The organism is Pseudomonas sp. PARCl1 (assembly GCF_947311875.1).
In the GTDB taxonomy this organism is placed as follows: domain Bacteria; phylum Pseudomonadota; class Gammaproteobacteria; order Pseudomonadales; family Pseudomonadaceae; genus Aquipseudomonas; species Aquipseudomonas juntendi.
This window is the reverse complement of the sequence record NZ_CAMZMX010000021.1, coordinates 1-22740: the sequence shown is the minus strand read 5'-3', so window position 1 is coordinate 22740 and position 22740 is coordinate 1. Positions and strand designations below refer to the sequence as shown.

Sequence of the window (22740 nt, the reverse complement as noted above, 5' to 3'; positions counted from 1 at the left end):
TTGCAAGCGAAAGCGGACAGTGCACCGACACGCTTTTTCTTATAGCTTGCAAGTTGAAATTTGCAGCTTGGGGCTGCCAGCCTAACGCTTGCAGCTTTCTCGGCCGAGGCAGAAAATCGGCAGCTGAAACGTTTAATCTGACCAGGCGGCCACGTTACTCGATAATCTGCCAAGGAAAAAGCCCCATCTTGTCGGACAATTGCGACAATAGTCGTCTGCGCGGATGGCCGGTAGGCGGTCAAACTAGCCGGCCCGGCCTGCCCGCCAGCCCCGGTAACAACAAGGAAAATTCGGTGAAACTCAGCGATATCGCCCGTCTGGCCGGTGTGTCCGTGACCACCGCCAGCTACGTCATCAATGGCAAGGCTGAACAGCAACGCATCAGCAGCAGCACGGTCGACAGGGTGCGCGCGGTGGTCGAGGCCCACGGCTTCACCCCCAACCCACAGGCTGCTGGCCTGCGCAGCCGGCATACCCGTACCCTGGGGTTCATTCTCCCGGATCTGGAGAACCCCAGCTACGCGCGCATTGCCAAGCAACTGGAACAGGGCGCCCGCGCCCGCGGCTACCAGTTGCTGATCGCCAGCAGCGATGACCAACCCGAAAGCGAACGCCAGTTGCAGCAACTGTTCCGCGCCCGTCGTTGCGATGCGCTGTTCGTTGCCAGTTGCCTGCCAGCCGAAGATGACAGCTACCGCGAACTGCAGAACAAAGGCCTGCCGGTGATCGCCATCGACCGCCGCCTGAACCCTGCGCATTTCTGTTCGGTGATCAGCGACGACCGCGACGCCAGCCGCCAGCTGGCCGCCAGCCTGCTGCGCGCCGCGCCACGCAGCATTGCCTTGCTCGGCGCCCGCCCGGAGCTGTCGGTCAGCCAGGCCCGTGCAGGTGGTTTCGATGAAGCGCTGCAAGGCTATGCCGGTGACGTGCGCCGCTACCAGGGCGAAGCCTTCAGCCGGGCCTGCGGCCAGCGCCTGATGCAGCAACTGATCGACGACCTGGGGGGCCTGCCCGATGCCCTGGTGACCACCTCGTATGTGCTGCTGCAAGGGGTATTCGACACATTGCAGGCGCGCCCCGCCGGCTCCCGGCAGCTGCAGTTGGGCACGTTTGGCGACAACCAGTTGCTGGACTTCCTGCCACTGCCGGTCAATGCCATGGCCCAGCAGCACGGCCTGATCGCCGCCACTGCGCTGGAACTGGCGCTGGCCGCCATCGAGGAAAAGCGCTACGAACCTGGCGTGCATGCCATAGGCCGTACGTTCAAACAACGTATCGCCGCAGGCTGAACATGCGCCTGATCGACACCCACACCCACTTGGACTTCCCCGACTTCGACGCCGACCGCGCGCGCCTGTTGGCCAACGCAGCGGCCCGCGGTGTGGAGCGAATGGTCGTGCTCGGGGTTTACCAGGCGAACTTCCAGCGGGTGTGGGCGCTGGCCGGCGCCGAACCAGGCCTGTACGCCGCGCTGGGCCTGCACCCGGTCTACCTGGAGCAGCATCGGCCCGAGCACCTGCAGCAATTGCGCGAGTGGCTGGAGCGCCTGCGCGGTGACCCACGGCTGTGTGCAGTGGGCGAATTTGGCCTGGACTATTACCTCGAACACCTGGACAAGGCCCGCCAACAGGCGTTGTTCGAAGCACAACTGCAGATGGCGTGTGATTTCCAGCTGCCGGCGCTGTTGCACGTGCGCCGCAGCCATGCCCAGGTAATTGCCACGCTCAAGCGCTACAAACCGGCACGGGCGGGTGTGGTGCATGCCTTTGCCGGCAGTTATGAAGAGGCCCGCGAGTACATCAAGCTGGGCTTTCGGCTGGGGCTGGGCGGTGCAGCGACCTGGCCGCAGGCATTGCGGCTGCGCAAGACCCTGGCGCGCCTGCCGCTGGACAGCGTGGTGCTGGAGACCGATGCGCCAGACATGGCGCCGGCCATGTTCCCAGGGGTGAGGAACAGCCCGGAGCATCTGCCCGAGATAGCCGGTGCGCTGGCACAAGTGATGGGTGTCGAGGCCGGCGAGCTGGCTGCAGCGAGTACCCGCAACGCGTGTGAGCTGTTCGGCTGGTAGCCGCGCTGCGCCCGCCTGATTTCAGGCCAGCACCGTCCACAGCGCGAACGCGGCATACCACAACACCCCACAGCGCAGCAGCAGCTCCCACAGGCTGTCCAGGCGCCCCAACCCACGCTGGCTGTCTTCATCGTCGGGAATGTCGTCGGCAACGCGCCCGACCCGGGCCACCAGGTGTGCGGCGCTGATGTGCCAGTTGAGCACCTCGTGCAGCATCACCCGCGTCACCGCCAGGAAATTGCCCACCAAGGCAAAGCTCAACGCCAGCACGCGCACCGGCAGCCAGTCCATGATGTGCCGCAACTGCTCGGCGCGCGCCTTCAGCACCGCTTGCCCGCTGCGACCAGCGCACAGCGCCAGTAACCGATACGCCAACGCTGCCCCCGGCCCCAGCACGAAATACCAGAAGATCACGGCGAAGAAGCCCTGGTACACCTGCCACAGCAAGTTGCCCTGCACCCGCACCAACAACGTGTGCGGCTCATCGGCCGCCAGGCCAAGGTCGCGCTCTGCCACGTGCAAGGCGGCCTGGTCATCGCCCCGGCGCCAGGCGTCACGGAACGGGCCGAGCGAGGCCTTGGCGTCACCGCGGCCCAGGCTGTAGACCAACACCAGCAGATGCACCGGCAGCGCCAGCAGGCCATAGGCCACGGGCTCCAGTACGTGCAACAGCAAGACCAGCAGGGCGACCGGCGCCAGCACCAGAAGCGTCAGCGTCCACCACGGGTGAACCTTGCCGCTGCGCTCCAGGCGCACCAGCTCACCAAGGAAAAAACCGTCACGTTGAACCTGATGGCGCAGGGCCGAGAACTTCTCGACCCACAGCGCCAGCACCAACACCAGAAAACTCATGCCTTGTCCTCGTTGTGCCGCAGCGCTTCACGGTAGCGCGGCCAGTCGAATGCCGGGCCGGGGTCGGTCTTGCGCTGCGGGGCAATGTCGCTATGGCCCTGGATACGGCCCAGGTCGATGGCCGGCCAGGCACCGCAGATGTGCCGCGTAAGCTGTTCCAGCACGGTGTACTGGGCATCGGTATAGGGCAGGTCGTCAGTGCCTTCCAGCTCGATGCCGATGGAGAAGTCATTGCAGCCTTCGCGCCCGTCGAAACACGAAACACCTGCGTGCCAGGCGCGGTCGCACAGCGACACGAACTGGGTCACCGCGCCATCACGCTCGATGAACAGGTGGGCGGACACGGTCAGGTGGCTGATGCTGGCAAAGTACGGGTGTTCCTGGGGGGCCAGGCGGTTCTGGAAAAATTGCTGAACCTTGCCGGTACCGAAACACGCCGGCGGCAGGCTGATGTTGTGAATCACCAGCAGGGAAATCGCTTCGCCCTCCGGCCGAGCATTGAAGTTGGGCGAAGGGCAATGGGTGATTCCGTTTCCGTGGAACCAGCCAGTGGCACGGTCCAATTGCATGGGGCAGATCCTGAAAACGCCTTGAACAGGACAACAGTATGCCTTGCGGCTCACGCCCTGTGCAGGTGAATGATCACGGGCGCAGGCCGTCAAGTACGGCCTCCAGTGCACGCTCGAACAACAGCCCGTCCCCCAGCACCCGCACTTCGCCGCGCTGCAGTGCCCTGGCCAGGCTGGCGCTGCTCCACTCTCGCACTTTCAGGCCGGTGCGGTTGCTGAACACCAGCCTGTCGCTGTTCTCGACACGTGCTACCAGCTTGCAGCGCAGCGGTGGGTCTTCATCCAGCACCTGGACCCAGGTTCCGACGCGCAGGCGCTGCGCCTGGCGCACTGCCGCAGCGTGCCCGCTGTCGCCCCCTGGCGGCGGGCAGCCTGGTTCTTCGGCACTTGCCAGGACAATCGCTTGCGTCACCCGCACCTGATCCAGGGGTTGCCACTGGCCTCCCCCGCAGGCGCACAGGTGCAACCGCTCAAGCTGCTGGAAGAATGCGCGGGTCGTGAGCGAGTCCTGCGCCACGCTGGCCAAGCCGTCGCGCAACGCCTTGAGCAGCCCTGGCACCTGCTGCAACAGGGTTTGCGGCTCACGGCCCGGGGTAACGCTGAGCAGCAGCGTGTCCATGGTCTGCACGGCATCGCACCAGGCCCCGGAACCCTCGCCGTGCTTCAGCCAGGCCAGCAGCAGGACCTGGCTCCAGGCCTGTACCAGCATCTGCACCACTACCTGGGGCAACACCTGGCCGCGCAGGCGCTGGTTGAGCAATTGCTGCACTTGGTGCCTGGCCTGCAAGGTGCGTGCGCGGCCCTCTTCGGCGTCGCGGGTACGTTGCTCGAGCAAATCGCTGCGCCGCCGCTCCTCTTGGCTGAACGCGAGAAAATCTTGCAGCAGGTGGTCGAACACGCGGGTATCTTCGTCAAAATCACCGAGCACGCGCTGCACGATCAGCGCCACCCGCACGTGCAGACTGTCGCGCACATCTTCGCGGCCACTCTCCCAGCCGATGGCCGCCGCTGCGATTTCGTTGAGCAGCCGCCGTGCGGGGTGGCCAGCCCGGCAGAACAACCCCTTGTCCAGCAGCGCCACCTTCAGCAGCGGGATGTGCAGCCGGATGATCAGCGCCCGCAGGCTGGCCGGCAGGTTGTCGTCCTGCTGAATGAACGCGAACAGCAGGTTCACCAGGTTGATCATGTCTTCGTCGGCGACCGCGATACGCCTGCGTATGCCACTGCGCACGCTGACCCGCAGCAGCAATTGCTCAAGCTGCTGGCCAAGCTCGAAGTCATCTGCCTCGTGCGTGGCGGGCACATAATGCTGCAAATGGGTCAGTAACCGCAGCAGGTCGGTGGTGCTGATCGGCTGGGCGGCAGCCACCCCCTGCAAACGTGGGGCAAATTGCCCCCGCACCGGCGCCAGCAGGGTTTGCAACGAGGCAAAAAACGCCTGCCCGGCTGCGTCCGCGCCCACATCCTGGCCTGGCATGGGCGGGCAACGTCGCGCGCCCAGGCGCCGCTCCTCGGCAGGCCGGCGCGGTACCGGTTGCAGTTCGGGCAGCACGCCGGCGGCAGCCAGCAGCTGGTTGGCCTCGCCGTAGATCACATCGGCATCACTGAGCACATAGCGCTCGAACAGCGTGAGCAACACCAGCTTCACCCGCAGGCAAACCCCCAGGTTACGCCCGGCATCGAGGAAGTAACCACATAATGCGGCGGGCCCTAGCGGGTTGTCGCCCTCGTACACGGGGCGGTCGAGCAGCACCTGCAAGCGCAGCCCGAGCTGTTGCAAGGCCGGGCGATGACGTGCCAGCACGCGCCCCACCATGCCTTCGACAGCAGCGACCCGCTCGGCCTGCGCTTTGCCGCACGTGTTCCCCGGCTGGGCCAGGTGCAGCAACAGGTCCGCCTGGCCGATGCGGGCGAAAGTCGTATGGAAGATGTCGAGAAAGCCACGCTCAATGCTTTTGCGCTTCAGGCGCAGGTCGCGCATGGCCTCGAAATACAAGTTCTGGTCGGCGTGCTCGAAGGCTTTGTCAGCCATCTCGAACAGGGTGTCGTCAGCGTTGTCGAACAGCGCCTGCAAGCCCAGGCGCAACTGCAGGGCGGCCTTGTCGCGTACTTGCAGCAGCAACACCGGATGGCAAGGCAGAGGCGCACGCCGGCCCCGGTCGATGGCGGCCGCCAGGGGCACCACCTTGCCTTCTTCATGCATCCTGGACTCCTTGCAGGGTGGGTTGCCCGCCGCAGCAGGTATCGTCAAAGCTATGACGCCAAATACTGGTCGCCATTATCGGCAAAAACCCTCAGCGCTGCCAGCACGGATTCACCCCAGGCAGGCGCCCCCCACGCGCCGACCAAAGGTCGGCGCCAAGGCGGCTGTACACACCAGCCCCCTGCCCTATAATCGCGGGCATCTTGCTTGTGGAGCCGACCATGCCGAACCTACGCCTTGCCGACCTGACCGCTGAAATCGAAGCCAACGTGCGCCGTGCGCTGTTGGAGGACATCGGCAGTGGCGATATCACCGCACAGTTGATCCCGGCCGAGCGCCTGGCCAAGGCGACCATCATCACCCGCGAGGACTGTGTGATCGCCGGCACTGCCTGGGTCGATGCGGTATTCCGCCAGCTCGACCCGCGGGTGGCGGTGCACTGGCAAGTCACTGACGGTGACCGTGCCAGCGCCAACCAGCCCCTGTTTCACCTCGAAGGCCCAGCCCGTTCGCTGCTCAGCGGTGAGCGCAGTGCCCTGAACTTCCTGCAACTGCTGTCGGGTGTCGCCACCCGTGCGCGCTTTCTTGCCAGCCTGGTAGAAGGCACCCAGGTGCGCCTGCTGGACACCCGCAAAACGCTGCCTGGCCTGCGCCTGGCGCAAAAGTACGCGGTGACCTGTGGCGGCTGCGACAACCACCGCATCGGCCTGTACGACGCTTTCCTGATCAAGGAGAACCACATCGCCGCCAGCGGTGGCGTGGCTCAGGCCGTGGCGGCTGCGCACCGCATTGCCCCGGGCAAACCGGTGGAAATAGAAGTGGAGAGCCTTGGCGAACTGCGCGAGGCGCTGGCGGCGGGGGCTGACATCATCATGCTCGACGAACTGAGCCTGGAAGAAATGCGTGAGGCTGTGCGCATCACGGCCGGCAAGGCCAAGCTGGAGGCCAGCGGCGGGGTCAACGAGACCACCCTGCGGGTGATTGCCGAAACGGGCGTGGACTACATCTCGATCGGGGCGATGACCAAGGATGTGAAGGCGGTCGACCTGTCGATGCGGCTGAGCCTGTGAGCTGATCGCAGGCAAGCCAGCTCCCACAGGGATCGCATCAGGGCTGACAGGTGTTTGCCACAAGATATGCAGCGCCTGGGAGATCGAGCGCCGCCCGCGCGGCGCATCGCGAGCTGCGCTCGCTCCTACGTTTTTTTTCAGGCCAATTATGCCTGTGGGATCTGCGCGCGAACGCCTTGGCGCATGCCTCAATATGGCGCCGTACGAACAAGGCGGCCGCGCGCGCCTGGCACAGGGATTACTGGCCCGAAACAAACGTAGGAGCGAGCGCAGCTCGCGATGCGCCGCGCGGGCGGCGCTCAAACTCACAGGCGCTGAAGATGCTGCGGCAAGCCGGTTTCCAGTTGGGGGCGCGTGGCCCCCGTGCGCTTGGCAAATCAGAACGAGGCGTTGGCCAACCCGTCCAGGTAGCGCTCGACGTCCAGCGCTGCCATGCAGCCAGCACCGGCCGAGGTAATCGCCTGGCGGTACACGTGGTCGGCCACGTCACCGGCCGCGAATACGCCTTCGACGTTGGTGGCGGTAGCATTGCCTTCACGGCCGCCGTTGACCACCAGGTAGCCGTCCTTGAGAGTCAGCTGGCCTTCGAACAGCGACGTGTTCGGGGTATGGCCAATGGCGATGAACACGCCATCGACCTTGATTTCATCGCTGCTGCCGTCGTTGTTCTTCAGGCGCGCACCGGTCACGCCCATGTTGTCACCCAGTACTTCGTCCAGGGTGGCGTTGAGCTTGAGCTCGATCTTGCCTTCGGCCACGCGGGCGTTGAGCTTGTCGACCAGGATCTTCTCGGCGCGGAAGGTTTCGCGGCGGTGCACCAGGGTCACCTTGCTGGCGATATTGGCCAGGTACAAGGCCTCTTCCACGGCAGTGTTGCCACCGCCCACCACAGCGACCGGCTTGTTGCGGTAGAAGAACCCGTCGCAGGTAGCGCAGGCCGAAACGCCCTTGCCCATGAAGGTTTCTTCCGACGGCAGGCCCAGGTAGCGGGCGCTGGCGCCAGTGGCGATGATCAGTGCGTCGCAGGTGTACTTGCCGCTGTCACCCTGCAGGGTGAATGGCTTGTTGGCCAGGTCGACAGCATTGATGTGGTCGAACACGATCTCGGTTTCGAAACGCTCGGCATGCTCCTGCATACGCTGCATCAGGGCCGGGCCAGTCAGGCCGTGCGGGTCGCCCGGCCAGTTGTCGACTTCGGTAGTGGTGGTCAGCTGGCCGCCGGCCTGCATGCCGGTGATCAGCAGCGGCTTGAGGTTGGCACGGGCGGCATACACCGCAGCGCTGTAACCGGCAGGGCCGGAACCCAGAATGATGACGCGCGAATGACGTACTTCAGACATGTCGAACTCCTGTCGAGCGGGCCGATGTCGATACACCGGCGGCGCCAGCTGGAAAATTTAAAAGGACCCACGCAGCACTTGGGGAAGGCTACAACGCGCAGGCCCGGAAAGCGGAAAGGTGAACGCACTGTAGCGAGGTCGCAAAGATTAAGGAAATATCCTTCGACAATCCACCTCATAGGCATCGTCTATGCTGCGATTTCATCGGTGATCATACTGTCGATGCTTTTGTTACAGCCGGTTTCCCAACCACCCGCTGCCTTTCGTCGGCACGCCAAACTCGGTAAGGTCAGCGCGTTTCCCTTCTCTGCGGAGTACCTTGATGCAAGCCCCTGTCCTCTCTGGCCCCCAATACCTGCGCGAAGGCCTGAAACTGGTGCTCAGCCCCAACCTGCGCTTGTTCGTGCTGCTGCCGCTGGCGGTCAACCTGCTGCTGTTCGGTGGCCTGATCTACTTCGCCGGCCATCAGTTCAGCCTCTGGGTGGATGCCCTGATGCCAAGCTTGCCGAGCTGGCTGAGCTTCCTTACCTACATCCTCTGGCCGCTGTTCGTCGCCTTGGTGGTGTTGATGGTGTTCTTCACCTTCACGCTGGTCGCCAACGTCATCGCCGCACCGTTCAACGGTTTTCTCGCCGAAAAGGTTGAAGTGGTGATACGTGGCGAAGACAACTTCCCGGCATTCAGCTGGGGCGAACTGGTGGCAATGGTACCGCGCACGCTCAGTCGCGAAATGCGCAAGCTGGGCTACTTCCTGCCACGGGCCATCGGCCTGTTCATCCTCTCACTGGTTCCGGTGGTCAACGTGGTAGCCGCGCCGCTGTGGCTGATCTTCGGCGTATGGATGATGGCCATCCAGTACATCGACTACCCGGCCGACAACAACAAGATGAGCTGGCAGGACATGCTGGCCTGGCTGCGCCAGAAGCGCTGGCAGAGCCTGGGCTTTGGCGGGGTGACGTACCTGGCGTTGCTGATCCCGGGGGTGAACGTGCTGATGATGCCGGCGGCGGTGGCCGGGGCTACGTTGTTCTGGGTCCGGGAGCGGGACTGATCCCTGGGCGTTACGCGATCTCTGTAGGAGCGGCCTTGTGTCGCGATAGGGCCGCAACGCGGCCCCAGGATCTCAACGTTAATGCACAAATTGTTGGGGCCGCTTTGCGGCCCTATCGCGACACAAGGCCGCTCCTACAAAAAGCAGAGCGCGTCTGGTTTGGGTTTCAGTGCCCCAACCGGCTGGAAAACTGCCCAACCACGTCCACCACCCGCTTCGCCCCGTCCTGGATCTCGACAATCACGCTGCCCGTCTGATCGGCCAGCGCCAGCCCCTGTTCGGCTTGGCGCTTGCTGGTGTCGATGATCGTCACCGCCGCTTGCGCCAACTGCTCGTTCTGCTGCACCACCCGCGCGATTTCCTCGGTGGCGCTGCTGGTACGCGAGGCCAGTTGCCGGACTTCGTCGGCAACCACGGCAAACCCGCGCCCCTGCTCGCCCGCACGGGCGGCCTCGATGGCCGCGTTGAGCGCCAACAGGTTGGTCTGCCCGGCAATATCGCTGATGGTCTTGATGATCGAGCCGATCACCCGCGACTGCGTGTCCAGCGCCTGGATACCCTCGGCCGCCTCTTGCATCGAAGCTTCCAGGCCGCGCATCACGCTGACACTCTGGGTGACCACTTCGGTAGCCTTGCGCGCGCTGGCATCGGTGCCCAACGAGGTGGTGTAGGCCACATCCGCCGCTTCGGCCACCGCCTGTTCCTGGTTGACCTGGTCGGTGATCACGGTGGCGAACTTGACCACCTTGTACAGCACGTCGTGGGCATCGAAGATCGGGTTGTAGGAGGCCTCCAGCCAGATGACCCGACCGTGGGCATCGATGCGCTTGAAGCGGTCAGCCACGTATTCGCCGCGGCGCAGCCTGTCCCAGAATGCCTGGTAAGCGGTTGAGTTGGCCTCTTCCGGCGTGCAGAACAGACGATGGTGCTTGCCGCGAATCTGCTCCAGGCGGTAGCCGACCGTGGCCAGGAAGCGCTCGTTGGCGGTGAGGACGTTACCGTCGAGGTCGAACTCGATGACCGCCGTGGAGCGCATCAGCGCCTTGATCAGGCTCTCGTGTTCGCGCGAAGCCTCGATGGTGCGGGTCAGGTCGCTGGAATGCAGGGTGAAGTAGCGAATGCGCCCCTCGCTGTTCTTGACCGGCTGCAGGATCGAGCGCAGCCAGGCTTCCTGGCCATTGCCGCGCAACAGGCGAAACGCGCCGTTCAGGTGCTCGCCACGAGTGATGGCGGCTTTCATCCGCTGGTAGAAATCCAGCGACCGCACATGAGCGGGGACGATGTCCTCGATGTTGCGTCCAAGCAGTTGGTCGGCCCGGTAGAGCATCTCGCTCTCGAAGTTGTCATTGACCATCTCGATCCGTCCCTGGGGGTCGAGTTGCAGCACCAGCATCTCGCTGTCGAGGCTGCTCTTGACCTGTTCGATACACATCAGGTCTTCGCGCAGTTGCCGGTTTTCTTGCTTGAGCTTGTTGTTGAACATCACCGCTCTCCTGGAGCGCAACAGGTGGTCGAATGCATCTTCATCGGCCGACGGCACGGCCCCTTGAGCGGCGCACCAGGAAATAATCTGCATGCTGCACAAGCCGATGGTCAGCTGTCACCTGCGCGCCACGTGACCGTCACATTGACGCAATCGAGCAGGCAGAAACTTTTGCCATGAACACACCTGCGCTACGCATCGCCCTCGTCAGCGAAACCTTCCCACCCGAAATCAACGGCGTGGCCAACACCCTTGGGCGCTTGAGCGAAGGGTTGCGCCAGCGCGGCCATCAGGTTGAGCTGGTTCGCCCACGCCAGGCCGGCGATAACCACGCACAGCACAATCCACAGCTGGTGCTGTGCCGCGGTTGGGGCCTGCCGGGTTACCCAGGCTTGCAATGGGGCGAGGTGTCGATGCACACGCTGCTACGCCGCTGGCGCCGGCAGCGCCCGGACGTGCTCTACATCGCCACCGAGGGGCCGCTCGGGCTGAGCGCGCTGCGCGCTGCCCGGCGCCTGGGGCTGGCGGTGGTCAGTGGCTTCAACGCCAAATTCCCGCAGTACTCCGGCCACTACGGCCTGGGTTTGCTGAGCCGCTTGCTCACCCTCTACCTGCGCTGGTTCCACCGGCGCACGGCGGTCACCCTGGTGCCCAGCGCAAGCCAGCGCCTTGAGCTTGAGCGCCGCGGCTTCCAGCACCTGGGGTTGCTGGCCCGCGGGGTCGACGCCTGCCTGTTCAACCCGGCCCGGCGCAGCCAGGCTTTGCGCGAAAGCTGGGGGCTGGGTGCAGACGACATCGCCGTGCTGTACGTCGGGCGCTTGGCGGCAGAAAAGAACCTTCGCCTGCTACAGCCTTGCCTGCAGGCCTTGCAGCAAACCTATCCACAGAAACGCCTGCGCCTTGTTCTGGTGGGTGACGGCCCACAGCGCGCCGCCCTCCAGCAGCAGCTCCCCGAGGCGCTCTTCTGCGGCGCCCAGCGCGGCGAAGTGTTGGCACAACACTACGCCAGTGGCGACCTGTTCCTGTTCCCCAGCACAAGCGAAACCTTCGGCAACGTAGTGCTCGAGGCCATGGCTTCGGGGTTGGCGGTGGTTGCCTGTGACCAGGCGGCAGCTGCGCAACATATCCGCCATGGCCACAACGGTGCGTTGGCCATGCCGGGCGACCAGCCCGCATTCATCGATGCCGCCTGCTGGCTGCTGGAGGAAGAGGAAACGCTGCGTCGCGTGCGCCTGAATGCGCGGCAGCATGCCAGCCGCCAGGGCTGGCCGCCGATTGTCGAGCAGTTCGAGGGGTATTTGCACGCAGCCCGGAACCAGGCTGCGACTTCACCTGCTTCGAGGCTGGGTGCTACGCGATCTGTGTAGGAGCGGCCTCGTCAGGCCAACGCTTTCTCGATGGCCTGCACCACCGCCGGGTCATCTGGCGCCGTGCGGGGAGAAAAACGCGCCAGCACTCGGCCGTCCTTGCCCACCAGAAACTTTTCGAAGTTCCAGGTAATGTCGCCGGGGAACTCGGCGCCCTCACCCGCCAGCAGGCGATACAGCGAATGGCGCTGCGCCCCGTTGACCTCCAGCTTGCCCGCCAGCGGGAAGCTCACCCCGTAGTTCAGGCTGCAGAAGTCCTGGATTTCCTTTTCACTGCCCGGCTCTTGCCCGGCAAACTGGTTGCACGGCAGGCCAAGCACATTGAAGCCCTTGTCCTTGTAAACCTGATAGAGGTTTTCCAGGGCCTTGTATTGCGGCGTGAGACCACACTTGGAAGCGACGTTGACCACCAGCACCACTTGGCCCTTGAACGGTGCGAGGGGCAGCTCCCCGCCGTTCAGCGCCTCCAGTTTCAGCTCGTGAAATGCACTCATGATGAACCCCCTCTCAGCTTCCGGGTTGCCGCGCAGGCAAATCGCGCCCACTAAAAAGGCGCCCGTTCAAACCGCCCACCTCCCGTAGGAAGGCAGATCGGCTTGCCCGAGCGCCTGGCGACTTTCTGAGCTTAGCGCAGAAAATCAGTGGTGATGGCCACCTTCACCGTGGATGTGACGGTGAGCGATTTCTTCGTCGCTGGCGTCACGCACGTTGACGACCTTGACCTTGAAGTTCAGACGCTGACCAGCCAGCGGGTGGTTGCCGTCAACGGTGATGTCGTCGCCGTCCACGTCGCGGATGGTCACGATCTGCATCTGGCCATCCGGCGCCGAAGCGTGGAACTGCATACCCACTTCCAGCTGGTCGACGCCTTCGAACAGGCTGCGGTTCAGGGTGCTGACCAGCTCGGCCAGGTATTCGCCGTAGGCGTCTTCCGGCTCGATGGCAACTTCCAGTTCGTCACCGGCTTGCTTGCCTTCCAGGGCTTTTTCCAGGCCTGGGATGATGTTGCCGGCACCGTGCAGGTAAACCAGCGGCGCGCCACCGGCGGAGCTGTCGATGGTCTCCCCGGCGTCGTTGGTCAGGGTATAGTCGATGGAGACAGCCTTGTTGGCGGCGATCAGCATGGGGCAAGACCTTTTGCAAAAGAATGTAGAGCGCACCAGTGTAACCAAGCCATCGCCCGATTGCGAACGCACTGGCGTGCAGCAACGGTCCATCAGTCGGATCATCGGCTTTCACCAAGACGAAGACGGCCACTGGGTAGCCGAGCTGTCCTGCGGCCACACCCAGCACCTGCGCCACCAACCGCCGTGGCAGGCACGCCCGTGGGTGCTCGACCCGGCCCAGCGCCTGCAGCGTATCGGCCAGCCGTTCGCATGTGGCTGGTGCGCACAAGGGGCCGATAGCGCTACCCTTGGCCGTTAATTTCTTGCACCGCTTATTTCGAGAAGCACGCATGCAGACATTTTTCATTGCGCCGACCGACTTTGGTGTCGGCCTGACGTCGATCAGCCTGGGCCTAGTGCGTACCCTGGAACGGGCCGGGCTGAAGGTGGGTTTCTTCAAGCCCATCGCCCAGCCCCACCCGGGCGACACCGGCCCCGAACGCTCCAGCGAACTGGTCGCCCGTACCCACGGCATCAAGCCCCCCGTGCCCATGAGCCTGGCCCAGGTCGAGCGCATGCTCGGCGATGGCCAACTGGACGAACTGCTGGAAGAAATCATCCGGCTTTACCAGCAAGCCTGCATCGGCAATGACGTGGTCGTGGTCGAAGGCATGGTGCCCACGCGCCACGCCAGCTATGCCGCGCGGGTCAACCTGCACCTGGCCAAGAGCCTGGATGCCGAGGTGATCCTGGTCTCGGCGCCGGAAAACGAAGTGCTCAGCGAGCTGTCCGGGCGGGTCGAACTGCAGGCGCAACTGTTCGGCGGCCCACGCGACCCGAAAGTACTGGGGGTGATCCTCAACAAGGTCCGCACCGACGAAAGCATGGCCGACTTCGCCACCCGCCTGCGCGAACACTCGCCGCTGCTGCGCGGCAATGACTTTCGCCTGCTGGGCTGCATCCCCTATCAACCCGAGCTGAACGCACCGCGCACCCGCGACGTGGCCGAGTTGCTTGGCGCCCAGGTGCTCAATGCCGGCGATTACGAACAACGGCGCATGAGCAAGATCATCATCTGCGCGCGCACCGTGGCCAATACCGTGCCACTGCTCACCTCCGGCACCTTGGTCGTCACACCGGGCGACCGCGACGATATCATCCTGGCCGTCAGCCTGGCTGCGATCAATGGCGTACCGCTGGCCGGCCTGTTGTTGACCAGTGACAGCAAACCGGACGCTCGCATCCTCGGGCTGTGCCGCGGCGCGCTGCAGGCGGGCCTGCCGATCCTGTCGGTCAGTACCGGTTCGTACGACACCGCCAACCAGCTCAATTCGCTCAACCGGGAAATCCCGGTGGACGACCGCGAACGCGCCGAGTTCATCACCGACTTTGTCGCCAGCCACCTCGACGCAGCCTGGCTGCACCAACGTTGCGGCACCCCGCGCGAGCTGCGCCTGTCGCCGGCGGTGTTCCGCTACCAGTTGATCCAGCGCGCGCAGCAGGCAAACAAGCGCATCGTTCTGCCAGAAGGTGCAGAGCCGCTGCTGGTGCAGGCAGCGGCCATCTGCCAGGCCCGTGGCATCGCCCGCTGCGTGCTGCTGGCCAAGCCCGAAGATGTCGACGCCGTCGCCCGCGCGCAGGGCATCACCCTGCCACCAGGCCTGGAAATACTGGACCCGGAGCTGATTCGCGGGCGCTATGTGGAGCCGATGGTGGAGCTGCGCAAAAGCAAGAACCTCAACGCGCCGATGGCCGAGCAGCAACTGGAAGACCCGGTGGTGATCGGCACCATGATGCTGGCCCTGGATGAGGTGGACGGCCTGGTGTCGGGGCTGGTGCATTCCACCGCCAACACCATCCGCCCTGCCCTGCAGTTGATCAAGACCGCGCCGGGGGCGAGCCTGGTATCGTCGGTATTCTTCATGCTGTTCCCCGAGCAGGTACTGGTGTACGGCGACTGCGTGATGAACCCTCACCCAAGCGCCGCCGAACTGGCGGAGATTGCCCGGCAAAGTGCCGAATCGGCGCAAGCCTTCGGCATCGCGCCACGGGTGGCGATGATCAGTTATTCAAGCGATTCGGCCAGCGATGAGGAAGTGGGGAAAGTGCGCGAGGCGACCCGCCTAGCGCAGGCCGCCACGCAAGGCTTGCTGATCGATGGGCCGCTGCAATACGACGCTGCAGCCAACCCGGCAATTGCCCGGGACTTGGCGCCCACCAGCCAGGTGGCCGGGCGCGCCACGGTCTTCGTATTCCCCGACCTGAACACCGGCAATACCACGCACAAGGCGGTGCAGCGCAGTGCCGACGGGGTCAGCCTGGGGCCAATGCTGCAGGGCCTGCGCAAGCCGGTGAACGATCTGCCACGCGGGGCGCAGGTGGACGATATCGTCCATACCATTGCCCTCACGGCGATTCAGGCCAGCGTAGGGCGCTGAAACAAACGGGGCCGCAACGCGGCCCCCATGCCTATTCAGGGATACTGCTGCACCTGACCCTGCTGCTGGTCATATTGCTGGCCTGGAATCGGCTTCAGGTTCACTTCGACACGGCGGTTCTGCGCACGGCCATTGGCATCGGCGTTGCTGGCGATCGGCTGGTCCGGGCCCATGCCACGTACCGACAGGCGCGAGCTGTCCACACCCTGCGAAGTCAGGTAGGTGCTGACGGCCTGCGCCCGGCGCTGGGACAGGTCCATGTTGTGCTGGCGGCTGCCGGTGCTGTCGGTGAAACCGACCACTTCGATGGTGTTCTGGTTGAACTGCTTGAACGAGCTGGCGAGGTTGTTCAGCGGCTGGTAGAAGCTTGGCGCGATGTTGGCCGAATCGGTGGCGAAGGTAATGTTGCCCGGCATGATCAGCTTGATCTGGTCACCCTGGCGCTGCACTTCCACACCGGTGTTGGCCATTTGTGCGCGCAGCTCGGCTTCCTGCTTGTCGGCGTAGTAGCCATAACCGGCGGCGGCAGCGCCCACGGCGGCAGCGCCGATCAGGGCGCCCTTGCCACGGTTGTTGTGGTCGATGGCGGCACCGGCGATCGCACCGGCCAGCGCACCCAGGCCACCGTACTTGGCAGTCTTGCTCATCCCAGTAGAGCCCTGCGCCTGCCCCTGGTTGTCGTAAGGGTTCTGACTGGCACAGCCGGTCATCAGGGCAGCGGCAGTTGCGACGATAATCAGACGACGCATGGTGAACATGGACAAGCTCCTACTCAATTCATGAATGCGACAGATCGCAAATGCATCTATGCCAGCCTTGGAACGCACCGGCAACGAAAAATTCCATGAAAGCGCCTTCATGTGCCATCAGGCACGCACGAACGGGTTTTCGCGCATCTCGTCACCCAGCCGGGTATCAGGCCCATGGCCGGTGACCACGGTGGCCTCCTCGTCCAGCCGGTACAGCCGCTCCTTGATCGAGCGCACGATGGCCCGCTGGTCGCCACCCCACAAATCGGTGCGGCCAATACCCCGACGGAACAAGGTGTCACCTGCGATCAACAGCTTGGCGTCGGCGAACCAGAAGCTCATCGAGCCGGGCGTGTGCCCGGGTGTATGCAAGGCCACGCCGCAGCCGCACGCCAGTTCTTCGTCATCGGCCAGCCAGCGATCAGGCGACGGCACCGGGGTGTAGGGCACGCCGAACATCTGGCACTGCATCTCCAGGTTGTCCCACAGCGCCTGGTCGGCCTTGTGCAGATGCAGCGTGGCACCGGTCAGCGCTTTGAGCTTGCCGGAGGCGAGGAAATGATCGAAGTGGGCGTGGGTGTGGATGATGCTCACCAGCGTCAGGCCATGGGCCTGCAGGCGGGCCAGAATCTTGTCTGGATCACCGCCCGGGTCGACGACGATGGCCTTTTTGCTCAACGGGTCGCCGATGAGCGTGCAGTTGCACTGCAAAGGCCCGACAGGGAAGGTTTCGCGGATGAGCGCAGGCAGGGCTTGGGTCATGGTGTTCTCGCAGGTAAAGCCGGGGTTCTGCGCAAAGCCTGCCAGGAAAAGCCGGCAGGTGCACCCCAATCCCTACGGCAGAAACAACTTGAACAAGCCACCGCCCAGTGCACCGCCATTGGAGATCTCGATGCGCCCACGCACCCCGCCACTTTCATGCAGCGCCGCGATGCGTGCAGCAAAGTACAGCCCCAGGCCGGTGCTGCCGCTGGTCGAGTCGATACCCTGGGTATATTCCTCCTGGCGGTCGAGCATACGCTGTGGATAACCCGGGCCGTCATCGTTCACGCAAATGGCCAACTGGTTGTCCGCCTCCTCGATGCTGATCAACAAGGCATGCCCGGCAAAGCGGGTGGCATTGGTGATGACGTTGGCGATCACCGAGGCCACCAGCTCGCGGTCGAAGAAACCCAGCGGGTTATCCGTGTCGATGCGCCAGGTGGCGAGAATATCGTTGTGCTTGAGCACTTCCTCATGCGCCGCCAGCTGGGCCTCGATGAAATCGTCCAGTTCGTGGTAGTCCGGGCACACCGGCAGTTGGTTCACACCAAGCTTGTACAACCCCAGCAGCTGCACCAGCATGCCGTTGAGGTGACGAAACTCGTGCTCCATGATCCCTTGCTCGGCGCCGCCGCGCAGTTCCTCGGGCAGACGCTCCACCCACTGGCCGTGGCACTGGATCAACGCCGCCAGGGAGCTCTTGAGGTCGTGCACGGTGGAGGCGATCACCGTGGAAAAATCCAGCCCCTGATTGTCTTGATTCATGCGCCGAACACTCGGATGTGCAGTTTGCGGTAACGGTCATAGCGATTGTCGCTGGCAGGGATACCGGCCACGCTGGTCAAGGCGTCGCGGCATTCCTGCATGATCGCGGGCTGGGGGGTTTCACCACCAATGCGCAGCAGCGCCTGGGCGGTGTTCAGGGCGATGCTGATGTTCCTGGGCTGTAGACCCAGCGCCTTGCGGAACAGTTGCAACGCCTCGCCGAGCTGCCCTCCCTGGTAACTGCGCACACCCTGGCGATTGAGGGTGACCGCTTCGGTAATGGCGTTGAGCACACTCGGGTCGTCCGTCAGCTTGCCCACTTTTTCCATGACCTTGGGGTCATCGCCATAACTTTCCACACAGCTTTTCAGTACGCCGATGGCGGCGGCTTCCTGGCCCATCGCCTGCAACTGCGCGGCGACGGTGAGGGCCGAGTCGACCGAGAAGAACTGGTTCATCTTGTCCAGGCGCAGAATGGCCTGATCGGTCAGCTTGGCAGCCGTCTCCGGGTCACCGGCCTGTTGCAGGCTGGCGGCCTTCATCATCCGCGCACGCACCTGCAAGCCTTGGTCTTCGGGGTTTTCCTTGGCCACTTCACTGAGCGTGGTGTTGATCTCGACGCGGGTACGGGCGTCCAGGCCAAAGCCTGCATTCTTGCTCATCAGCGCCTGCACCAGGCCCAGGTTGTTTTCCGGGTCTTTGTAGCGCGAACTCTGCCCTTGGTTCACCGCATGGCGGAAGGCCTTGGAAGCGCTTTCGAAGTCTTCGTTTTCCAACGCCAGCTTGCCCAGGGTCGACTGCCGCCGCACCGACAGTGGCGACAGGCGCACAGCCTCTTCCAGCAGGCTCTGCGCACGCTTGCTTTCGCCCTGGGCCACCAGCACTTCGGCCATGCCATCGTACAAGGATGGCATGATCGGGAAGGCTTTGAGCGCCTGCTCGTAGACGCCCTGGGCCTGGGCATTCTGGCCACGTTTGTGCATCAGGGCCCCCAGCGCCGCGTACACCCACGGTTGCGGGCGGCTGGCGAGAATGGCCTTGAGGAATTTCTCCAGCTCATCGAAGCGGTTGAGGTTGCGCAAGGCATCGGCCCGGTAGCGCAGGCACAGGGGTGCCAGGCGCGGGTCCCTTTTGCACAGCTCGGCGCATGCCGCCAGCACCTCGCCCGGGCGGTTGCGGTCCAGCGCCTGCAATATCGGCTTGAGCAGGGTTTTGCGCTGGAACAGCTTCTCGACCCGCTGGGCCAGCCCCACCCGGTTGAACGGCTTGGTCAGGTAGGCGTCGGGCTCGTGCTCGATGGCACTGAGAACGATGGCCTGGCTGCTCTCGGCGGTGACCATGATGAACACGCACTCATGGCTGATGTGCTTGTCGATGATCAGGTCTTCGAGTACCTGCTGGCCATTCTTCTTGCCATCGCCCAGGTGGAAGTCCTGCAGGATGAAGTCATAGCGCTTCTGCGCGCACATGCGCAGCGCCTGCTCGCCGCTGTCGGCGGTGTCGACGTCGCGCACACCCAACTCGCGCAACATGGACCGGGTCGACGTGCGAAAGTCGGTGAAATCGTCGACGATCAGAAAGCTCTTTTGCCCGTACTGCAGCATCAACACGACCTGCCCTGGAATGATTGAAAAATCGCGCGAGGCGATGCCACCGATCGCTGTATCGGCAGCTGGCCGGGAAAGATGAGCATCGAGCATTATCGGCCGCGAACATGGCCCGAGGCCATTACTTTAACGGGCGGTAGCCAGCACCGCCAGCACTACGCCAGCAACCCCAGTGACTTGGCCTTGGCCACCGCCTGGGTCCGCCGCTCCACGCCCAGCTTGCTGTTGATATGGCTGGCGTGGGTTTTGACCGTGTGCAAGGAAATGAACAAGCGCTCGCTGATCTGCTGGTTGGAGCAACCTTGGGCGATCAGTTCGAGCACTGCCAGCTCCCGCCCGCTCAGGGCCTCGCTGCTACCGCATGGGGCGCTTGGCAACGCTGGCAAATGCCCCAGCAGGTCGACCTGCACCGGGCAGCCGGCCCTGGCCAGCAACTGCTCCTGCAGCCACTGCGGGTGCCGTTGCAGCAACGGCTGGAACGGTTGCAGCACGCCCCCGCGTGCGGCCTCCAGCAAGCCGGGCAACAACTGCGCGGCCTGGCCATCGCGGCCTTCGTCCAGCAACAGCAGCATCCACTGGCTGAGCGCGCTGACGGTGAGCATCATGCCGCCGCTGGCCTGGCCGCGCTCGACCAGCCCGGCCAGGCGCTCGAGCGCCTCTGTGCGGCGTGACAGCACACGTTCGAGCAGCGCCTGCTGCAGGGCGATATGCACCGGCAGCAGCGGGTGAAACTCTGGCGCCGCCGCCGGCTGCTCACCGCCATAGGTCTGGCCCAGGCGCAGCAACCAGGACTCGGCCAGGTCGACGCGCCCCTGGGCCAGCCACAGCTCGCATTTGACCAGGGTGATCATGGCCAGGTAGTAAACCGGCGGCACATCCCAGATATGCATCAGCCGTTCCGCCTCGGCCAGTTCGGCAAAGGCCTCGGCGAACTGCCCGTCGCGCCCATCAAGGGTGGCAATCACGCAGTGGCCGATAAGCACGCTGATGTCGCGGCAGGCACGTGCCTCGCCCAACCCCGCGCGCAAGCGTGCACGGCCCTGGGCCGGTTGCAGGCGCGAGACCAGCAGGTAGCCTTCATACAGCGTCAGGCGGGCGCGCACCGCATACAGCCGCTGCGCCGAGAGCCCTTGCAGACGCTGCAGCCCCTGGCGCACTTCATCCAGTGCGCGCAGCACCTCGCCACGGGCGTGCAACACCCGCGCCCGATCATAATGCGCCAACGCCTCGAACAACGGGTTGCCGACCCGCTGGGCCAGCTCCAGCGCCTCACGGTTCCAGCCACGGGCGCGCCAGAAGTCGCCATCGGCAATCGCCAGGTTGGACAACGTCGACAAACAGACCAGGCGCTGCCCATAGCGCTTGCCGGGCAGGCTCTGCAGGGCTTCGCCACAATAGGCCAGGGTGCGCTCACGATCACCGCGGCCACGGGCGATGACACCGCTCAGTGCCAGCCACTGGGCCAGCATGGACTTTTGCGCGGTCGCCGAAGGTGCAGGCAGGAAGCGGCTGAGGTGGCCTGCCAGTTCTTCAGCCGCGTCCAGCTGGCAGGCCAGGCCCAGCGCCCAGCTGTACAGCACGATCAGCCGCGGGGTACTGATCAGCAGGCTGTCGGGCAGGTCCATCTTCCAGCGCAGCAGCATGCCGACATTCTGTTCGGCCAGCAGTTGTTCCTCGGACAGGCTCTGTACCAGGTCGGCAGCGACGTCGAGGTGGCCGGCACGCAGGGCCTGCTCCACAGCTTCATCCAGCAACCCATGGCGCTCGAACCAGCGGCAGGCACGCAGGTGCAGGTCGGCCAGTGGCTCACTGGCCTGGCGGCTGCGCAGCAGGTCGGAGAACAGGTGGTGGTAGCGGAACCAGTGGCCATGCTCGTCAAGCGGTACCAGGAAAACCTGGTGTGCCTGCAAGAAGCGCAGGATCGCGGCGCTGTCGTCGCGCCCCCGCAACGCATCGCACAGCGGGGCGCAGAAGCGCTCCTGGCAGGCGGTTTCATCGAGGAAGGCCTGCACGTCGGCAGGCAGCATGTCGATGACCTCTTCGAGCAGATAGTCGCGGATCAGGCCCTCGCCCCCGTGCAGGGCCTGTGGCAAGCCCTGCTCGTCGGCGCTCTCGCTGACCGCCAGTTGCCAGAAGCGCAACCCTGCCACCCACCCGTCGCTGCGCTGGATCAGGTTGTCCAGCGCCTGGCCTCGCAAGCCGTTGGGCTGGCGACCGATCACCGCCAGCGCTTCTTCGGCGGTCAGCCGCAGCTCCTGTTCGTTGAGCTCCACCAACTGCCGTGACAGGCGCAGACGTGCCAGGTGCCAGTCCGGCCGTTGCCGGCTGGTAACCAGCAACACCAGGCCCGGCGGCAGGTGGTTGAGGAAAAACTGCAGGCAGCGGTCGAGCACCGGCCCCTGGGCCAGGTGATAGTCGTCGAGCACCAGCAGCAATGGCGTATCGGCACGCAGGTACTGCGCCAGCTCGTCGAGCAGGCCATCGAGCCACTCCTCGAAGGCGAATGGCTGATGGCGCTGGCGCATTTTCAACAGGCCCATGGCCTGGCCGCCCAAGGCCGGGCAGTACTGCTGCAGGCCTTCGAGCAGCCGCTCGAGAAAGCGCCCAGGGTCGGCATCGCGCTGGCTCAGGCCCAGCCAGAGGCTGCGCCAGTGATCGGGCAGCGACTCGCAGAACTCGATGGCCAGCGAGCTCTTGCCGAAGCCGGCCGGCGCATTGACCAGTAGCAAGCGGCCACCAAGGCCGGCGTACAAGCGCTGGCACAAACGCGGGCGCGGCACGTGCCCGTCCGGCAATGGCGGCCGGAAGAAACGCCCGTCCAGCAGGCCCAAGGCCTGAGTCGCGAATCCATGCGTGCGGGACAGTTCTGTCATGGCCGGCTCGTTCTGGTTGGAAGACTACGGCGATATGGATGCCTGCGAGACTAGCCGGTAACGCTACGCATTTGAAGATGATGGAAACAATTGCCGTAGAAAAGACTGCGACAAAAAGCGACATGGCTGATGGACACGGGGGTGGGCGGCGGGTTTGGGCAGGTATTCAGCGGACTTATCGCCCGTTCAGGCTTGCACGCCGAGGGCATAGAGCGGCCAATGAAAACGCCCCGGTAAACCGGTAATGCTGCTCCCTCAAGCAACTGGGGCCGCATTGCGGCCCATCGCAGGCAAGGCAGCCACAGGGATCGCATCAGGGCTGACAGGTGTTTGCCACAAGGTATGCAGCGCCTGTTAGAGCGAGCGCCGCCCGCGCGGCGCATCGCGAGCTGCGCTCGCTCCTACGTTTGTTTCGGGCCAATTATGCCTGTGGGATT

The 22740-nt window shown here is 64.4% G+C and carries 19 protein-coding genes; 7 read left to right on the top strand and 12 right to left on the bottom strand.

What is annotated here, in order from left to right:
- Nucleotides 1-293 precede the first annotated feature (293 nt).
- Together cra and QME24_RS13450 are read left to right on the top strand one after the other, a co-directional pair.
- Complete coding sequence (gene cra, locus QME24_RS13455) at nucleotides 294-1289, top strand: catabolite repressor/activator (RefSeq protein WP_029886926.1); 996 nt, start codon at nucleotides 294-296, stop codon at nucleotides 1287-1289.
- Between the two features lie 2 nt (nucleotides 1290-1291).
- The gene (locus QME24_RS13450) at nucleotides 1292-2068 is read left to right on the top strand and encodes a TatD family hydrolase (protein ID WP_054881926.1); all 777 of its coding nucleotides are present in this window, start codon (nucleotides 1292-1294) and stop codon (nucleotides 2066-2068) included.
- Nucleotides 2069-2089: 21 nt separating this feature from the next.
- Here QME24_RS13450 and ampE read toward each other — a convergent pair whose 3' ends face one another.
- The 3 genes from ampE to QME24_RS13435 all read right to left on the bottom strand — a co-directional run bounded on the left by ampE (nucleotide 2090) and on the right by QME24_RS13435 (nucleotide 5692).
- On the bottom strand, nucleotides 2090-2920 hold the full coding sequence (ampE, locus tag QME24_RS13445) for a regulatory signaling modulator protein AmpE (RefSeq protein WP_009682704.1): 831 nt from the start codon (nucleotides 2918-2920) through the stop codon (nucleotides 2090-2092).
- Nucleotides 2917-3489, bottom strand: a complete 573-nt coding sequence (gene ampD, locus QME24_RS13440) for a 1,6-anhydro-N-acetylmuramyl-L-alanine amidase AmpD (RefSeq protein ID WP_232893011.1) — start codon at nucleotides 3487-3489, stop codon at nucleotides 2917-2919. The genes ampE and ampD overlap by 4 nt, the downstream gene beginning before the upstream one ends.
- 73 nt (nucleotides 3490-3562) lie before the next feature.
- Nucleotides 3563-5692 (bottom strand): DUF1631 domain-containing protein, encoded by a 2130-nt coding sequence (locus tag QME24_RS13435; RefSeq protein ID WP_232893012.1) that lies wholly within the window; start codon nucleotides 5690-5692, stop codon nucleotides 3563-3565.
- 221 nt (nucleotides 5693-5913) lie between these two features.
- On the opposite strand from QME24_RS13435, the gene nadC reads away from it, so the two are divergent.
- Nucleotides 5914-6762: a carboxylating nicotinate-nucleotide diphosphorylase gene (nadC, locus tag QME24_RS13430; RefSeq protein WP_029886922.1), complete on the top strand. Its 849-nt coding sequence runs from the start codon at nucleotides 5914-5916 to the stop codon at nucleotides 6760-6762.
- A 377-nt stretch (nucleotides 6763-7139) separates the two neighbouring features.
- Here nadC and trxB read toward each other — a convergent pair whose 3' ends face one another.
- Nucleotides 7140-8102, bottom strand: coding sequence for a thioredoxin-disulfide reductase (gene trxB, locus QME24_RS13425; protein WP_003247318.1), 963 nt, complete (start codon nucleotides 8100-8102; stop codon nucleotides 7140-7142).
- A 322-nt stretch (nucleotides 8103-8424) separates the two neighbouring features.
- Between trxB and cysZ the strand changes: the two genes are divergently transcribed.
- Nucleotides 8425-9153, top strand: a complete 729-nt coding sequence (cysZ, locus tag QME24_RS13420) for a sulfate transporter CysZ (RefSeq protein ID WP_029887751.1) — start codon at nucleotides 8425-8427, stop codon at nucleotides 9151-9153.
- 166 nt (nucleotides 9154-9319) lie between these two features.
- On the opposite strand, the gene QME24_RS13415 is transcribed toward cysZ, so the two are convergent.
- Nucleotides 9320-10636: a PAS domain-containing methyl-accepting chemotaxis protein gene (locus QME24_RS13415; RefSeq protein ID WP_054881930.1), complete on the bottom strand. Its 1317-nt coding sequence runs from the start codon at nucleotides 10634-10636 to the stop codon at nucleotides 9320-9322.
- Nucleotides 10637-10812: 176 nt separating this feature from the next.
- On the opposite strand from QME24_RS13415, the gene QME24_RS13410 reads away from it, so the two are divergent.
- Nucleotides 10813-12003 (top strand): glycosyltransferase family 1 protein, encoded by a 1191-nt coding sequence (locus QME24_RS13410; RefSeq protein ID WP_232893013.1) that lies wholly within the window; start codon nucleotides 10813-10815, stop codon nucleotides 12001-12003.
- 11 nt (nucleotides 12004-12014) lie between these two features.
- Here the strand turns inward: QME24_RS13410 and QME24_RS13405 are convergent, their stop codons facing one another.
- A complete protein-coding gene (locus QME24_RS13405) occupies nucleotides 12015-12497 on the bottom strand; it encodes a glutathione peroxidase (RefSeq protein WP_009682696.1) in 483 nt (160 codons plus the stop codon).
- A 144-nt stretch (nucleotides 12498-12641) separates the two neighbouring features.
- Nucleotides 12642-13127, bottom strand: a complete 486-nt coding sequence (locus QME24_RS13400; RefSeq protein WP_029887748.1) for a peptidylprolyl isomerase — start codon at nucleotides 13125-13127, stop codon at nucleotides 12642-12644.
- Here QME24_RS13400 and QME24_RS13395 point away from each other — a divergent pair.
- Together QME24_RS13395 and pta are read left to right on the top strand one after the other, a co-directional pair.
- A complete protein-coding gene (locus tag QME24_RS13395; protein ID WP_054881935.1) occupies nucleotides 13126-13428 on the top strand; it encodes a DUF3565 domain-containing protein in 303 nt (100 codons plus the stop codon). The genes QME24_RS13400 and QME24_RS13395 overlap by 2 nt on opposite strands.
- A gap of 31 nt (nucleotides 13429-13459) precedes the next feature.
- Nucleotides 13460-15547, top strand: a complete 2088-nt coding sequence (pta, locus tag QME24_RS13390) for a phosphate acetyltransferase (RefSeq protein ID WP_029887747.1) — start codon at nucleotides 13460-13462, stop codon at nucleotides 15545-15547.
- A gap of 35 nt (nucleotides 15548-15582) precedes the next feature.
- On the opposite strand, the gene QME24_RS13385 is transcribed toward pta, so the two are convergent.
- The 5 genes from QME24_RS13385 to QME24_RS13365 all read right to left on the bottom strand — a co-directional run bounded on the left by QME24_RS13385 (nucleotide 15583) and on the right by QME24_RS13365 (nucleotide 22303).
- Nucleotides 15583-16305 (bottom strand): OmpA family protein, encoded by a 723-nt coding sequence (locus tag QME24_RS13385; protein WP_029887746.1) that lies wholly within the window; start codon nucleotides 16303-16305, stop codon nucleotides 15583-15585.
- Nucleotides 16306-16413: 108 nt separating this feature from the next.
- Complete coding sequence (locus QME24_RS13380) at nucleotides 16414-17058, bottom strand: MBL fold metallo-hydrolase (protein ID WP_029887745.1); 645 nt, start codon at nucleotides 17056-17058, stop codon at nucleotides 16414-16416.
- A 72-nt stretch (nucleotides 17059-17130) separates the two neighbouring features.
- Complete coding sequence (locus tag QME24_RS13375; RefSeq protein ID WP_009682688.1) at nucleotides 17131-17823, bottom strand: HAMP domain-containing sensor histidine kinase; 693 nt, start codon at nucleotides 17821-17823, stop codon at nucleotides 17131-17133.
- The gene (locus tag QME24_RS13370; RefSeq protein ID WP_054881933.1) at nucleotides 17820-19427 is read right to left on the bottom strand and encodes a response regulator; all 1608 of its coding nucleotides are present in this window, start codon (nucleotides 19425-19427) and stop codon (nucleotides 17820-17822) included. The genes QME24_RS13375 and QME24_RS13370 overlap by 4 nt, the downstream gene beginning before the upstream one ends.
- Before the next feature lie 158 nt (nucleotides 19428-19585).
- Nucleotides 19586-22303 carry a LuxR C-terminal-related transcriptional regulator gene (locus tag QME24_RS13365; RefSeq protein ID WP_232893014.1) on the bottom strand — a complete coding sequence of 906 codons (2718 nt, stop codon included), beginning with the start codon at nucleotides 22301-22303 and terminating at the stop codon, nucleotides 19586-19588.
- Between the last annotated feature and the right edge of the window lie 437 nt (nucleotides 22304-22740).

What these genes read in the sequence shown, in the direction of transcription:
- QME24_RS13450 (WP_054881926.1), top strand. Translation starts at nt 1,292, where the DNA reads ATGCGCCTGATCGACACCCACACCCACTTGGACTTCCCCGACTTCGAC.
- ampE (WP_009682704.1), bottom strand. Translation starts at nt 2,920, where the DNA reads ATGAGTTTTCTGGTGTTGGTGCTGGCGCTGTGGGTCGAGAAGTTCTCG.
- ampD (WP_232893011.1), bottom strand. Translation starts at nt 3,489, where the DNA reads ATGCAATTGGACCGTGCCACTGGCTGGTTCCACGGAAACGGAATCACC.
- QME24_RS13435 (WP_232893012.1), bottom strand. Translation starts at nt 5,692, where the DNA reads ATGCATGAAGAAGGCAAGGTGGTGCCCCTGGCGGCCGCCATCGACCGG.
- nadC (WP_029886922.1), top strand. Translation starts at nt 5,914, where the DNA reads ATGCCGAACCTACGCCTTGCCGACCTGACCGCTGAAATCGAAGCCAAC.
- trxB (WP_003247318.1), bottom strand. Translation starts at nt 8,102, where the DNA reads ATGTCTGAAGTACGTCATTCGCGCGTCATCATTCTGGGTTCCGGCCCT.
- cysZ (WP_029887751.1), top strand. Translation starts at nt 8,425, where the DNA reads ATGCAAGCCCCTGTCCTCTCTGGCCCCCAATACCTGCGCGAAGGCCTG.
- QME24_RS13415 (WP_054881930.1), bottom strand. Translation starts at nt 10,636, where the DNA reads ATGTTCAACAACAAGCTCAAGCAAGAAAACCGGCAACTGCGCGAAGAC.
- QME24_RS13410 (WP_232893013.1), top strand. Translation starts at nt 10,813, where the DNA reads ATGAACACACCTGCGCTACGCATCGCCCTCGTCAGCGAAACCTTCCCA.
- QME24_RS13405 (WP_009682696.1), bottom strand. Translation starts at nt 12,497, where the DNA reads ATGAGTGCATTTCACGAGCTGAAACTGGAGGCGCTGAACGGCGGGGAG.
- QME24_RS13395 (WP_054881935.1), top strand. Translation starts at nt 13,126, where the DNA reads ATGGGGCAAGACCTTTTGCAAAAGAATGTAGAGCGCACCAGTGTAACC.
- QME24_RS13400 (WP_029887748.1), bottom strand. Translation starts at nt 13,127, where the DNA reads ATGCTGATCGCCGCCAACAAGGCTGTCTCCATCGACTATACCCTGACC.
- pta (WP_029887747.1), top strand. Translation starts at nt 13,460, where the DNA reads ATGCAGACATTTTTCATTGCGCCGACCGACTTTGGTGTCGGCCTGACG.
- QME24_RS13385 (WP_029887746.1), bottom strand. Translation starts at nt 16,305, where the DNA reads ATGTTCACCATGCGTCGTCTGATTATCGTCGCAACTGCCGCTGCCCTG.
- QME24_RS13380 (WP_029887745.1), bottom strand. Translation starts at nt 17,058, where the DNA reads ATGACCCAAGCCCTGCCTGCGCTCATCCGCGAAACCTTCCCTGTCGGG.
- QME24_RS13375 (WP_009682688.1), bottom strand. Translation starts at nt 17,823, where the DNA reads ATGAATCAAGACAATCAGGGGCTGGATTTTTCCACGGTGATCGCCTCC.
- QME24_RS13370 (WP_054881933.1), bottom strand. Translation starts at nt 19,427, where the DNA reads ATGCTGCAGTACGGGCAAAAGAGCTTTCTGATCGTCGACGATTTCACC.
- QME24_RS13365 (WP_232893014.1), bottom strand. Translation starts at nt 22,303, where the DNA reads ATGACAGAACTGTCCCGCACGCATGGATTCGCGACTCAGGCCTTGGGC.